Annotated in this window: 10 protein-coding genes and 1 pseudogene; 7 read left to right on the top strand and 4 right to left on the bottom strand. The window is 30.6% G+C overall.

Features of this window, described 5'->3' with window-relative positions; translation table 11 throughout:
• Position 1: 1 nt before the first annotated feature.
• The 3 genes and pseudogenes from ACH5BF_RS10790 to alr form a co-directional block, all read left to right on the top strand.
• Positions 2-1249, top strand: a pseudogene (locus tag ACH5BF_RS10790) (NAD(P)/FAD-dependent oxidoreductase); the annotation flags it as partial.
• 34 nt (positions 1250-1283) lie between these two features.
• Entirely contained in the window at positions 1284-2792 is a 1509-nt protein-coding gene (locus ACH5BF_RS10785) for an alanine/glycine:cation symporter family protein (protein ID WP_423274245.1), read from the top strand.
• A 134-nt stretch (positions 2793-2926) separates the two neighbouring features.
• Positions 2927-4102, top strand: a complete 1176-nt coding sequence (alr, locus tag ACH5BF_RS10780) for an alanine racemase (protein WP_423274244.1) — start codon at positions 2927-2929, stop codon at positions 4100-4102.
• Between the two features lie 12 nt (positions 4103-4114).
• On the opposite strand, the gene ACH5BF_RS10775 is transcribed toward alr, so the two are convergent.
• On the bottom strand, positions 4115-4591 hold the full coding sequence (locus ACH5BF_RS10775) for a MarR family winged helix-turn-helix transcriptional regulator (RefSeq protein WP_423274243.1): 477 nt from the start codon (positions 4589-4591) through the stop codon (positions 4115-4117).
• 108 nt (positions 4592-4699) lie between these two features.
• Between ACH5BF_RS10775 and ACH5BF_RS10770 the strand changes: the two genes are divergently transcribed.
• The 4 genes from ACH5BF_RS10770 to ACH5BF_RS10755 are packed head-to-tail and all read left to right on the top strand — an operon-like array spanning position 4700 to position 10727.
• Entirely contained in the window at positions 4700-5929 is a 1230-nt protein-coding gene (locus ACH5BF_RS10770; protein WP_423274242.1) for a TolC family protein, read from the top strand.
• Positions 5926-7026 (top strand): efflux RND transporter periplasmic adaptor subunit, encoded by a 1101-nt coding sequence (locus ACH5BF_RS10765; protein WP_423274241.1) that lies wholly within the window; start codon positions 5926-5928, stop codon positions 7024-7026. Before ACH5BF_RS10770 ends, ACH5BF_RS10765 begins: the two co-directional genes overlap by 4 nt.
• A 1-nt stretch (position 7027) precedes the next feature.
• Entirely contained in the window at positions 7028-10126 is a 3099-nt protein-coding gene (locus ACH5BF_RS10760; RefSeq protein WP_423274240.1) for an efflux RND transporter permease subunit, read from the top strand.
• Between the two features lies 1 nt (position 10127).
• A complete protein-coding gene (locus ACH5BF_RS10755; RefSeq protein ID WP_423274239.1) occupies positions 10128-10727 on the top strand; it encodes a TetR/AcrR family transcriptional regulator in 600 nt (199 codons plus the stop codon).
• A gap of 63 nt (positions 10728-10790) precedes the next feature.
• Here the strand turns inward: ACH5BF_RS10755 and ACH5BF_RS10750 are convergent, their stop codons facing one another.
• The 3 genes from ACH5BF_RS10750 to ACH5BF_RS10740 are packed head-to-tail and all read right to left on the bottom strand — an operon-like array spanning position 10791 to position 14523.
• Positions 10791-13259, bottom strand: coding sequence for an ABC transporter permease (locus ACH5BF_RS10750; protein WP_423274238.1), 2469 nt, complete (start codon positions 13257-13259; stop codon positions 10791-10793).
• A complete protein-coding gene (locus ACH5BF_RS10745; RefSeq protein ID WP_423274237.1) occupies positions 13253-13915 on the bottom strand; it encodes an ABC transporter ATP-binding protein in 663 nt (220 codons plus the stop codon). The genes ACH5BF_RS10750 and ACH5BF_RS10745 overlap by 7 nt, the downstream gene beginning before the upstream one ends.
• Positions 13915-14523, bottom strand: coding sequence for an arylesterase (locus tag ACH5BF_RS10740; protein WP_423274236.1), 609 nt, complete (start codon positions 14521-14523; stop codon positions 13915-13917). Before ACH5BF_RS10740 ends, ACH5BF_RS10745 begins: the two co-directional genes overlap by 1 nt.
• Positions 14524-14595: the final 72 nt, after the last annotated feature.

Below are 14595 nucleotides of genomic sequence, written 5' to 3'. Positions count from 1 at the left end.
GAGAGATAAAATGAAAAAAGATGTAGTGATTGTAGGTGGTGGTTGTATTGGACTTATGAGTGCTTACTGCTTACAAAAAAGTGGAAGAGAAGTTACAGTAATTGAGAAAAATGATATTACTGATGGAACTTCATTTGGAAATGCAGGACTTTTATCAGCATTTAAAAAAGCACCACTAAGTGCTCCAGGAGTAGTTTTAGATACTTTAAAACTTATGGCAAAAGGTGAATCACCTGCAAGTGTTCATCCAACTTTTGATTTACACTTATATAAATGGCTTTTAAAATTTGCAGCTAGTGCAACTGAGGCTAGATTAAAAAGAACTTTAGCTTTATTTGAAAGATATGGGCAAATAAGTTTAGATATGTATGAATCAATGGTAAAAAATGATGGTATGGACTTTCACTTTTGTAAAGATGGATTACTTATGATTTATACTGAACAAAATACATTTGATGCAAAAGCAGCTCATTGTACTAATCCTGATGCTTATGAGATTCTTTCAAAAGAGAGAACAAAAGAGTATATGCCTATCTTAAATGAAAAAGTAATTGGTTCTATTTTATTAAAAGAAAACGGTCATGTAGATCCAGGTGAATTTATGCATGAGCTTAAAAAATATCTTGAATCAAAGGGTGTAGAGTTTTTATTAAATGAAGAAGTTCAAAGATTAGAGTTTGAAGGTTCAAAGGTAAGTAAAATCAGAACATCAAAAGGCTCTTACGAGGCTGAAACTTTTGTATTATCAACGGGGGCTAATGATACACTTGCAAAGCAAGCAAAAAATAAGTTTATGATGACACCTGCAAAGGGCTATAGCATAACTTTTAAAATGAAAGATGAGCTAAAACCAAAAACATCATCTCTTTTTGCAGATTTATTTATAGCTATGACTCCAAGAAGAAACACAGTTAGAATGACTTCAAAGTTAGAGCTTGGAACTACAAATCCAGAAGTTGTAAGAAAACAAATCGATAGTATTCATAAGAATTTAGGTCTTTATACTAATAAGTTTGAGATGGAAGAACAAGTTGAGTGGACAGGCTTTAGACCACTTACTCCAAATGATATGCCAATTATTGGTTTTGATGAGAGATACAACAATCTAGTTCATGCTACGGGACTTGGATGGTTAGGTATTACTTTTGCACCTGCAATTGGAAAGATAATAGGGGATGTGATTACAAAAGATGGTAAAAATGAGACTAATGAAGATGTGTTGTTATTCTCAGCATTTTATCAAGGGTAATAAGTTTAAGTTTTAAAAGTTATAGGAGAATAAAATGATATTAAAAAATGTATTGCTATATATAGCAGTTTTATCTCTGCCAAGCCTTGGTTTTGCAGAAGAAGTTATAGGTATTGATAAACAAATAGATCAGTTTTTTAGTGATTATTTAGGTTGGTTTGCTAATGCTATCTTTTTTGGTGCTTCAATTGAAGATGGTGTTTCATTTCCTTTAATTGTAGGATGGTTATTTATTGCAGCTATTGTATTTACTATATATTTTGGATTTGTTCAATTTAAAAGATTTAGACTAGCTGTAGATATTGTTTCTGGAAAATATACTAATCCTGATGAAAAGAAATCTGGTGAAGTTTCACACTTTCAAGCCCTTACTTCTGCACTTTCAGGTACAGTAGGACTTGGTAATATCGCTGGTGTTGGTGTTGCTATTGCTATTGGTGGACCTGGGGCTACATTTTGGATGATTTTATGTGGTTTATTTGGTATGGCATCAAAGTTTACAGAGTGTACTTTAGGTGTAAAGTATAGAAATGTAAACCCTGATGGTACTGTATCAGGTGGTCCTATGTATTACCTTTCTAAAGGTTTCAAAGAGGGTGGTTATGCAACTCTTGGTAAGTTCTTTGCTGTAGGTTTTGCTATTATGACAATATTCTCAGCTCTTGGTGCTGGAAACTTATTCCAAGGAAATCAAGCAAATGCGATGATTGTTCAAACATTTGATATTGCTCCTGGATATGGTTGGGTTACTGGTGTTATTTTAGCTGTTTTAATTGCTAGTGTTATTATCGGTGGTATGCCTTCAATTGGTGCAGTTACTTCAAAACTAGTTCCATCAATGGCTTTTCTTTATATAGGAATGGCTCTAATCGTTTTAGCAGCTAACTATGACAAAATTGGTTGGGCTTTAGAGCAAATATTTGTAGGTGCATTTACTGGTGCTGGTGTAGCAGGTGGATTCCTTGGGGCATTGATACAAGGTCTAAAAAGAGCAACTTTCTCAAATGAAGCAGGTGTAGGTTCTGCTGCTATTGCTCACTCAGCAGTAAAAACAAAAGAGCCAGTAACAGAAGGTTTAGTTTCATTATTAGAGCCGTTTATTGATACAGTTGTGATTTGTACAATGACTGCCTTAGTTATTATTATTGCGGGAGTTAATACAGGTGAATTAACAGGTGTTACTTTAACATCAGCTGCATTTACACAAACGTCACCAATTTTTGAATACTTATTAACACTTTGTATTGTTTTATTTGCATTCTCTACGATGATTTCATGGTCTTACTATGGACTAAAAGCATGGACTTATCTGTTTGGAGAGGGTAAGAAAACTGAACTTGTTTATAAAACTATGTTTTGTTTATTTGTAATTGTTGGTACAAGTATTAGCTTTAGTGCAGCAATTGACTTCTCAGATGCTGCTATGTTTGCAATGTCGATTTTTAATATCATTGGTTTATACTACTTAATGCCAGTTGTAAAAAAAGAATTACAGTCATATCTTGCAAGAATTGATTCAGGCGAAATAAAAAAATATAAGTAGAGACAATTAGTACAAGAAAGTTTTGCTTTCTTGTGCTTATGTTACTTTTATGAAGACAATATAAAGTTTTGTGCTTCTTTATATTGTCTTCATAAGAATATCATGTAATAATAAGTACGAAATAGGAGAGAAAATTGGACTTAACAAGAGCAGTATGGGCTGAAATAAACTTAGATAATTTAGCAAATAATATTCGAGAAGTAAGAAGAATTACTAATCCTAAGACTAAAATATCAGCTGTTATAAAAGCAGATGGTTATGGTCATGGAGCAGTTGCTATCGCTCAGACATTGCTTGAAAATGGAGCAGATAGATTTGCTGTTGCTACTTTAAGTGAAGCACTTCAGTTAAGAAAAGAGTTTAAAGAAACTCAAATCATGGTCTTAGGATACACACCTGAACACTTAGCCCAAGAGATAATAGAAAACAACATAATCCAAACAATATATTCACTAGAACAAGCCCAAGAGTTCTCAAAAGTAGCCAAACAACTAAATAAAAATATCGTAGTTCATATAAAAATAGATAGCGGTATGAACCGTCTAGGTATGCTATGTAGTGAAGATACAGTAAACACAGTTTTACAGATAAACAAGCTAGATAACATAGTGATTGAGGGTATTTATACTCACTTCGCAGCAGCAGATGAACTAGATAAAACATATACAAAAACACAAGTAGAAAAGTTCAGTAAAATAGTAGAGCAAATAGAAGAAAAAGGTTTAACTATACCTATCAAACACGTTTCAAATAGTGCTGCTATCATAGATATGCCTGAGTTTAACTTCGATATGGTAAGAGCAGGTATCATGCTATATGGTTTATACCCTTCACAAAGTGTAAATCATAAAAGAGTAAATCTAAAAGAAGTGATGTGTCTAAAAGCAAAAATAGCCCAAGTAAAAGAAATAGAAGCAGGATCAGGCATAAGCTACGGACTTACATATAAATGTGAACACAAAACAAAAATCGCAATCCTACCAATAGGCTATGCAGATGGCTACACAAGAATGCTTTCAAACAAAGCAAAAGTTCTAGTAAAAAACAAAATAGTTCCAGTACTAGGAAACATCTGTATGGATCAATGTATCATAGACGTAACAAACCTTGATGTAAAAATGGGTGATGAGGTAGTACTATACGGAGGAAATAACAAAGATGGAATCTCAATCGATAGTGTAGCAAACCTTCTAAATACAATCAACTACGAAATCGTATGTATGGTAGATAAAAGAGTCCCAAGAGTCTACCTAAAAGATAATACTAAAACAAACTACAAAGACTATGTACTATGTCTTTGTAAAGACTAAGCAATAATAGAATTAAAAAAGCTTATAAGTAAGCTTTTTTAATATCTCTTTTAATATTTCATACTCTTTTTCATCTAAAGTATTAAATAACTCTTTTCTACTTTCAACCATTTCATCTAAGCATTTAAGTGTTATGTCTTCTCCTGCTTTTTCTAAAGATACTAACATACTTCTTTTATCTTGAGGAGAAGGACTTCTTGATATTAAATCTCTTTGTTCTAGCTTTTTTAAAACTTTTGTCATTCCTCCTGATGAAAATACAGTAGCTGAGTATAAATCTGTGGGAGATAGTATTTTACCATTGAAATATAAAGCTGCTAATACATCTATTTCTGAATGACTTAAATCAAATTTCTCTTTTATATAGTGTTCTGTTTCATTAAAAAGATTTCTATAGATTAGAGTCATAGGTAGTGCAATGGCAAATTGCTCATATTTAGGGTCTTGTGCTGTTTCATTAAAAAATTTATCTAAATGTTGTTTTTCCATTTTGAAATATTACCATAAAAAATATTAAAGAAATATATCTTTCTGGAAAGATATATTTAAGGAAACTAATGTTATCTTTCTGGAAAGATAAAATTTAAAGGAGTTTTTTTGAAAAAGTTTTATTTCTTATTTCTAATCCCCATATTTCTTATGGGACAGAATTTAGATGAACTAATTGATTTATCTATTAAAAATAGATTAGTAGACTCATATAAAAATGATTTAGAATCATTAAATAAAGAGTATAAAAGTGTAAGAAGTTCTTACTTGCCAAGTTTAAATCTTAATGCAAATTATTCTAAAGCCAAAAATGAAACAGCAGCAACACCAAATAGTAGTTCTTCTGTTAGTGCTTCACTTGATTATGTATTATATGATGGTGGCAAAAAATATGATAGATACTCAAGTTATGAAATGAGTATAAAATCAAAACAGTTAGATTTGGCATTTATAAAAAATCAATTAGCTTTAGATGTGACTACTCTTTATTATAACTACCTTTCTTTATTAGCAAAAAAAGATGCAAAAAATAAAGAGATAGAACAGTTAAATGCACAACATAAAAGACTAAGTAGATTTTTAGATGCAGGAACAACAACTAAAGATGAACTTCAAAAGATAATATTTAGAGCACAAAGCGCAAATGTAAACCTTCATGAAATAGAATTGCAACTTCAAACTATTATTCATAATTTAGAGTATATAACAGGTCAGAATATTTCTATTGAGGATGGCTCTTCAATCAAACTAGTTGAAAATAACGAAAATAAGAAGAATAGAGCTGATATTGAGTCTTTAGGTTTCCAAGTAAGCTCTTTATATGAAAATGCTCAGGCTGTAAAAAGTGATTATCTTCCTACAATCACATTAAGTAATACATACACTTATTCTGATATGAACTATGATAATAGTGGTTATCAAGTTGCAAATGATGATCAAAATATTCTTTCTTTAAATTTGAAATGGAATCTTTACTCATTTGGTGAAACAAAAGAGAAATATGAATCAAGTTTAAAAAAATATGCAAGTTCAAAAGCTAAATATGAATATGAAAAAAATAAAGCCTTAACAGATTTAAAACTTGCAAATAAAGCTTATAGTATTGCAAAAGTCAAAATAAAATCTGCACAAGCAGGATTAATGGCTGCTAATAGTGCATATGAAGTTATTAAATCAAAGTATCAAAGTGGACTTATCGATAATATCGCTTTTTTAGAGTCTCTTAGTGAGAAATATGAAGCAATTAGTGTTTTAAAAAATGCCTTTTATGATTTAGAAATAAAAAAGGCAAATATTATTTATCATAGTGGAAAAAATATAAAGGAATATATTAAATGAAAAAAAGAGTTTTACCCCTAGTTTTATTAATTGCATTAGGTTTTAATGCATGTACAGATGAAAAACAAACACAACAAACACAAGTTGTAAAGCCAAGACCTGCTCTTCCAGTAAAGGTATTTGAAGTAAAAAATGAGACACCAACAATTTCAAAAAAATATCCAGCTGTAATAAAACCTTTTGAAGAAGTAAATGTAATAGCAAGAGTTTCTGGAACTTTAGAGGAGAAGTTTTTTAAAGAAGGAGCGTTTGTAGAAAAAGGACAACTTTTATATAAGATAGAAGAGGATGTTTATAAAACAAATTTAAATATGGCAAATGCAAGTGTAAAAAAAGCACAAGCAAATTATGATAAATCTCATAAAGATTATTTAAGAGCAAATAAACTTTTAAAAACAAACTCTATTAGTATTCAAAAATATGATGAGTATGTTTACTCATATCAAGATGCAAAAGCTCAACTTGAAAGCAGTAAAGCAAATTTGGCAAAGGCAAAAATTGAATATGATTATGCGACAGTTGAAGCTCCTATTAGTGGAGTAGTAGGAATTAAAAAAAGTGATATAGGAGATTATGTTGGAACTAATTCTTCTAATTCTTTATTAGTAACAATTACGGCTGTTGATCCCGTTCATGTACAGTTTTCCCTTACAAAAGATGATGTTCAAAGCTTTTTAGGTCAAGTGAAAAGTAAGAAAGTAGATGTGACTTTAAATGTATTAAATAAAACTTATAAAGGAGAGATTGATTATATTTCACCTAAGTTAGATGAAAATACAGATACTTTACTTTTAAGAGCAAAATTTGATAACAAAAATTCAGATTTAATAGTAGGTGAGTTCACAAGAGTACAATTAAATAATATTACAGTTAAAGATGTTCATATTATTCCTGAAGAGGCTGTATTAAAAACTGCAAATGGAGATTTTGTATATGTTCTTGAAAATAATATTGCAAAATTAAAACCTGTAAAACTAGGAACATTATTGGATAGTGGAATCGTTGTAAAAAGTGGATTAAAAGTTAGTGATAAAGTTGTAGTTAGTAATATTGCTAAACTAAGACCAGATACAAAAGTACAAGTAATAGGAAAATAATATGTTTTCTTCATTTTTTATAAAGAATCCAGTATTTTCAGCTGTAGTTTCTATCATTATTGTTTTAGTTGGAACAATGTCAATGATAAATCTACCAGTTGAGCAATACCCAAGAGTTATTCCGCCACAGATTATTGTATCTGCTGCTTATCCAGGAGCTAGTGCAGAGACTATTGCAAAAACTGTTGCTGCACCAATTGAAGAGAAAATAAATGGTGCAAATAGTATGATTTATATGAACTCTGTAGCTTCTGATAATGGTACAGTTAGTATCAATGTATTTTTTGAAGTTGGAACTAACCCTAATGATGCAAAAATTGATGTAAATAATAGAGTTCAAACAGCTTTATCAAAGTTACCTGAACAAGTACAAAGACAAGGAGTAAATGTACAAGAAAGGTCTCCTAGTTTATTACAAGTAATTATGTTACATTCACCGTCAAATGCCCATGATATAAAATATTTGTCAAATTATGCTTTAATTAATATTGTAGATGATTTAAAAAGAATAAATGGTGTAGGTGATGCTACAATATTTGGTGCAAAAGATTATTCTATTAGAGTATGGATTGATCCTGCAAAACTTGCTAAACAAAAGCTTACAACTGTTGAGCTTATTGATGCAATAAAAGAGCAAAATGCTCAATATGCAGCAGGTAAATTTGCATCTGAGCCAATAATAAATAAACAAATGTTTACTTATACACTTCAAACACAAGAGAGAATGAGTTCTCCTGAAGAGTTTGGAAATATTATAATTAGAGCAAATGAAGATGGTAGTGCATTAACACTTAAAGATGTAGCAACTATAGAGTTGGGTGCACAAAGTTATAATATGACTACTAAATTAAATAACTCTCCTGCTATTCCTATTGGAATATTTTTACAAAGTGGAGCAAATGCTTTAGAAACAGCACAAGCAGTTGAAAAAGTATTAGAAGATGCAAGCAAAACTTTTCCTGCTGGATTAGAATATAAAATACCTTATGATAGTACAGACTTTGTTGAGATATCTATTAAAGAAGTTGCTAAAACTTTCTTAGAAGCTATTATTTTAGTTATTGCTATTATCTTCTTATTTTTACAAAATTGGAGAGCAACATTAATTCCTGTACTTGCAGTACCTGTATCTATTATTGGTGCTTTTGCTGGTATGTATGCTTTAGGATTTAGTATAAATTTACTTACTTTATTTGGTCTTGTATTAGCAATTGGTATTGTTGTTGATGATGCAATTATTGTTATTGAGAATGTAGAAAGACATATGAGTGAAGGAATGAGTGCTAAAGAGGCTTCTTTTAAAGCAATGAGAGAAGTATCAAGTGCATTAATTGCTATTGTGTTAGTTTTATCTTCTGTATTTATTCCTGTTGCTTTTATGGGTGGATTAAGTGGAGAAATGTATAGACAGTTTGCTATTACAATTGTCGTTTCTATTGCCATATCAGGATTTGTTGCTTTAACTTTAACTCCTTCATTATGTGCAATTATGTTAAAAGATAATCATCAAAAACCAAGAGGTTTCTTTGCTTGGTTTAATAAAATGTTTGATAAAGCTACTGAAAAATACTCTTATTTAGTACAAAAAACTATTAGATACTCTATTTTAAGTATTTTACTTTTTGGTGGTTTGATTTTTGTGTCATACGATATGATGAAAGATCTAAAAACTGGATTAGTTCCTCAAGAAGATCAAGGAACAATTTTCTTATTTAGTTATAACCCACCGGGGTCTTCTTTAAGTAGAACGGAAAATTTAACAAATGAGATAAATCAAATTGTAATGAAAGATGAAAACGTAGAAGATGTTGTTTCTTTAGCAGGATTAGATTTAGTTACATTTGGTCAAAGAACACATGCAGCTGCTACTATTATTAAGCTTAGTGATTGGGATGAAAGACCTGATTTATCGCAGCATGCAAGTGTGATTAATCAAAAGTTTAATAAAGAACTTATGGCAACATCAGATGGATTTACTTTTGGGGTATTACCTCCTCCAATTATGGGTATGAGTATCTCAGGTGGATTTGAGATGTATGTACAAGATAGAAGTGGTGGAAAAGTAGAAGACTTAAGTAAATATGTAAATCAAATAGTTGCAAAAGCAAATCAAAGAAAAGAGCTACAAGGTGTTAGAACTTCTTTGAATCCAAACATTCCTCAATATAGAATTTTAGTTGATACAAAAAAAGCTAAAGCAAAAGGGGTTAGAGTTGATGATATTTACAATACTTTAAGTACTACTTTTGGAAGTTATTATGTAAATGATTTTAACTTATATGGAAGAACATATAAAGTAAATCTTCAAGCAAAAGCAGATTATAGAAAAGGTGAAGAAGACCTTAAGTTTGTATTAGTGAAAGGAAAAGATGGGAAGTTAGTTCCTATTAGTTCTTTAGTAACTGTAAAACCTATTGTTGGTGCAGATATTATAGAGAGGTTTAATCTTTTTCAAGCAGCAAAAGTTTCTGGACAACCTGCACTTGGATATAGTTCAGGTGATGCTTTAAATGCAATAGAAGAAGTTGCAAAAGAAGTTCTTCCTCAAGGATATACAATTAGTTGGGTTGGTACAGCATATCAAGAAAAACAAATCTCAAGTAGTAGTGCTCAGGCATTTATCTTTGGTATTGTTTTATTATTTTTAATATTAGCTGCTCAATATGGAAGATGGTTATTACCTATTTCTGTACTACTTGCTGTACCTTTTGCTATTTTTGGTGCTATTGTAGCTACACATTTAAGAGGTCTTGAAAATGATATTTATTTCCAAGTTGGACTTTTGGTTTTAGCAGGACTTGCTGCTAAAAATGCTATTTTGATTGTAGAGTTTGCTCTTCAAAAACAAAAAGAAGGATTAGGATTAGTAGAAGCAGCAGTAGAAGCTGCTAAGATAAGATTAAGACCTATTATTATGACTTCTTTAGCCTTTACATTAGGTGTTGTTCCTTTAGCTTTAAGTAGTGGAGCAGGAGCAGCAAGTAGACACTCTCTTGGTACAGGAGTAATTGGTGGAATGTTAGCAGCTACTTTCTTAGCTATTATATTTATTCCATTATTTTATATCTTAGTTTCAAAATTAAGTAAGAGTAAAAACTAAAATGGCAAAGTTTTCAAAACATCAAAAAAGAGAATATATAGCCCTTTCTTGCAAGAGTATAATCTTGCAAGAAGGTATAAAAGAGCTTACTATTTCAGCTTTAGCAAAAGAAGCAAATATAGGGAAAGGTACAATTTATGAGTATTTTGAAAATAAAGAAGATATAGTTCTCGAACTAGCAAATATACTTCATAAAAAATATTTATTAGAAGTAAAGAATCTTGCTTCAAAAGCTAATAGTTTTGAAGAAAAAATCAAAATCTTAGCGCTAAGTTCATATGAAGAAAAATATAATGAATACAGAAAAATATTTAAAGAATTAATTGGAGTTTCTTACTATAGTTCAAATTGTGCTTTTATGTTTTTTCAAGATAAATGGTATAAACAAAACTATGAGTTTTTAGAAGAAATAATAAAAGAAGCAATAGAAAATAAAAAAATAAAAGAAGACTCTATAAAATTTATAGATAGTATTTTAAGTTCTCTTATCGGCTATTTTTGTCTATCATTTTCAAAATCAAATATTCAAATAACAATAACTTCAATAGAACAATACTTAGAAAACTTTTTAGAGTTGATAGAAATAAAGAACAATAAGTAATTTTAATAAAAAAGAGAAGACCTAAAAGTTTTTCTTTTAAGTCTTAAATTTTAAAAAGTCTAATCACTCTCCAAAAAGTACATTCTCTTTTTGATGTATGATTTTAGATGTAAAAAAGTTTACAACTAAAATAGTAAGTATTGGTATTAGTAAGAAATAAAGCACTAGTATATCAGCTCTAAAATCCCAATACGACTCAAAAAGCAAACTACTTATAAAGTAAGAACCAATACTTCCAAGTATGATACCTATACTACTTGCACTAACTGCTATAAGACCAAACTCCAATAAAAATGAGTTTTTGATAGTCTTATTTTTTATACCTATCATCTTTAGTCTTAGGATATTATTTTTTTGTAAGTTCATTTGATACTGTATGATGATAAAACTCATAAGAAGCCCAATAGCAACAGAGTAAAAACTCATCTTTTCAGTAATAGCTGTAACATCATCAACCACCGTGGCAAATGACTCAAACAAACTCTTCACATCTATTACAGTAAGACTAGGGAACTTATCTGTTAATGCTAGTAGCATTTTTGAAGCGTCATAGTCACCTGTAGAAATAGTTGCTAGCATAGTTTTTGGAGCGTCATTTATAGCTCCTTCTTGTAGTAGTAAGAAAAAGTTTGGAGTAAACTCTGTCCATTTAACTGACCTTATATTTACTACTTTAGAAACTACTTCAAGTCCTAAGACATCAAATACTACAGTATCTCCTAAGCTTATACCTCTTCTTTTTGCATATCTTTTCTCAACACTTAACTCAATAGGTTTTGAGAAATCAGCTGAGTTATAAACTCCACTAAATTCTCTTCCTTCTAGTATTTGCTCAGTTGTTTTCAAATCACTTCTATATGAAAGGTTTACAGCTGAGTTTCTTGCGTTTTGGCCTTCTTGTGATTGTTCTTTACCATTTATTTTAAGAACCCTTGCTCGAATCATTGGGGCTATATTTTCTAGTTTTGCTCCTAGTTTTTCAACTTCTTTACTTATATCTGATAGTTGCTCTTCTTTTGCATCAACTACAAAAAATCTAGGTCTTTCTTCTACACTTTTTGATAAGACATTTGATAAAGAACTTCCAACTTGCGGTATCAAACTAAAAAATGCAGTACATAAAAGTATGGCACTAAATAGCGTAAGTGAAGTTCTTTTTTGCCTTGTGATGTTTTTTAGAGCCAGTGATAAAGCTAGGTTATCAAGGTGTCCTGAAAAATCAAATCTTTTTAATACAAAAGAACCTATAGCAAAAAGTAGGGCGATGATTACAAGTACACTTAAAGCAAAGAAAAATCCTATATTCCGAGCTGGCGTTACAAAGTGTGAAAGCACAAGTAAAAACACAGTAAAAGGAGTAAAACTTATGATAACTCTTGATAGTTTTCTTTTTTGTCTTTGTACAAGTGGTAGTATCAAAGGAAGCCCAATAGACAAACTTAAAGCAAAAAGCACCACAGCAGACTTCACAAAAAACATATAATCAAGACTAAAATCAAAACTAAAATCAATATACTTTTGAACAAATGGTCCTATGAACTGAGAAGATGCTGTGATAAAAGCAAAAACTAGAACAGTGGCTATTGATATAAGTACAAAAAGATGAGTTAAGTAAGTCATGATAAGGTTTTTTTTACTAACTCCAATATCATTTAGAACTGTAATATCTTTTTCATGTTTTTTCAAAAAGCCTGAGTATAGATATATAAGTCCCACAAGTCCTAAAAAAAATGAAATCAAAGATACAAGTGATAAGAAGTTTGTCAAGAAGCTAAGAACGGCTATTAGTCTATCTCTTCCATCATTTGGAGATAGAACTCTAAGACTTCTATCAAGTTTTGCTTCTATTTGTTCTTCTATCTCTTCAAGTTTATCATTACTTAGGTTTTGCTCAAAAAGATAGTTTAGTTTATATCTAGCAGTAGAGCCAAACTTTAGAAGTTCACTTCTTTCAAGACCTTTAGCACTTAGATATACTTTTGGCATAAAGCCACTAAAACTTATGTTTTTAAGACTATCTTCTTTTATGACTTTTACAATAGTATAGTTTTTACTTCCTATTTTAAGAGTGCTTCCAAGACTAAGTCCTAGTAAATCTAAAACTTCTTGATATACCCAAACTTCATTCTCTTTTGGTAGGGCTTGCTCTTTTGGATAAGTTGAGCTGTCATTGAAAACTAAACCACCATAATATGGAAAACCTTTATTTATTTGCACAAGCTCCATAAGTCTAGCTCTTTTTTCTGAAGCCACCATACTTACTGTTGAGATACCTTCATCAAAACTTTTGATTTGAGGAAGTAGGTTTTTTACTTGTTCTTTTTGTTTATCACTTATTGGAAATCTAGAGTTTACTACTAAATCAGCTCCAAGTAAACTTTTGGCTTTTGTATCAAGTGAAGTATCGATACTTCCTTTAAAAAATTGCAAGTAAGATAGTGAAGCAATAGCCAAACAAAAGTTTAGTATAAAAATAAGACTAAAGGATTTTGACCTTTTAAGGGCTTTTGAAACTAGCTCGGCTACTAACATTTTTCTAAGTTTCCATGATTTAGTGAATAAGTTTCTTCACATCTAGCAGCTACATCTTTTGAGTGAGTTACTAAAATCAAAGTTGTATTGTTTTTTTTGATTAACTCAAAAAGCTTATCCATCACAGCTATTCCTGTTTCTTCATCTAAGTTTCCACTTGGTTCATCTGCTAGAATTATCTTTGGATTATGTATCAAAGCTCTTGCTATTGCTACTCTTTGTTTCTCTCCACCACTTAGTTCTGATGGTAAGTGATCAAGTCTATGTCCTAAGCCTACACTTTGTAGAAGTTCAACTGCTTTTTCTTTTGGATTTTTTATACCACATACTTTTGCAGGAAGCATTACATTTTCTAAGGCATTTAAGTATGAAACAAGATGAAAGTTTTGAAATACAAAGCCTATATTTGAAGCTCTAAAGTCATTTATCTGCTCTTCTTTCATATCTTTGTATGAAACACCATCAAGTAAGATATCACCTGATGTTGGTTTGATAATACCTGAGATTAGTGAAAGCAGGGTTGATTTTCCACTTCCTGATTTTCCCATGATAGCAACTCTTGAAGCTTTTTTCATATGAAAGTTTAAATCCTCATAGATTTTTACTTCTTGTGCGCCTTGAGTGTATGATTTTTTAAGTGATTTGATTTGTAGCATTATAACTCTTCCTTTAAAAACTTGAAAACTTCTTTTGCCATGATTTTATGACCTTTTGGGTTTGGATGTATTCCATCTGCTTGGTTTAGTTCTTGAACTCCTGCCACATCTTTTAGTAAAAATGGCATAAATCTAAGCTGGTATTTCTCTTTGATTTTTAGATACATTTGCTCAAACTCTTTTGAGTAAGCAGGGCCATAGTTAGGCGGGATTAACATACCAGCTAATAGTACTTTTGCATTTGCTTTTTTGGCATGAGTTATAATCTCTTCTAGGTTCTTTTGACTTTGAGTAAGGTTTAAACCTCTAAGTCCATCATTTGCCCCAAGAGCTACAAAAACTATATCAGGCTTTCTTTTTAGGTACCATTTTAGTCTTGATATTGCATCACTTGTAGTTGAGCCAGAAACTCCACCATTTATAACTTTGATATTTTTGTTTAGTTCATTTTTTGCTAGTTCTTGTACTAAGTTTGGATAGGCTTGATTTTTTGATACTCCTAAGCCCTCAGTTAGTGAATCTCCTAAAAACAGGATAGTTTTAGTATTTGAATTTGCTGTTAAAATTTGTAGTGTAATTATACATAGGATAAAAATTATCTTTTTCATGTTGCTATGTTATCAAAAGTTTGTTAACCGAATATAAAGAAGATAAATTAGCTTGGTTTTTATTTACCAAGC

Source organism: Arcobacter pernae (assembly GCF_049472135.1).
Classification (GTDB): Bacteria; Campylobacterota; Campylobacteria; order Campylobacterales; family Arcobacteraceae; genus Arcobacter_B.
This window is presented reverse-complemented; position numbering and strand designations above follow the sequence as displayed.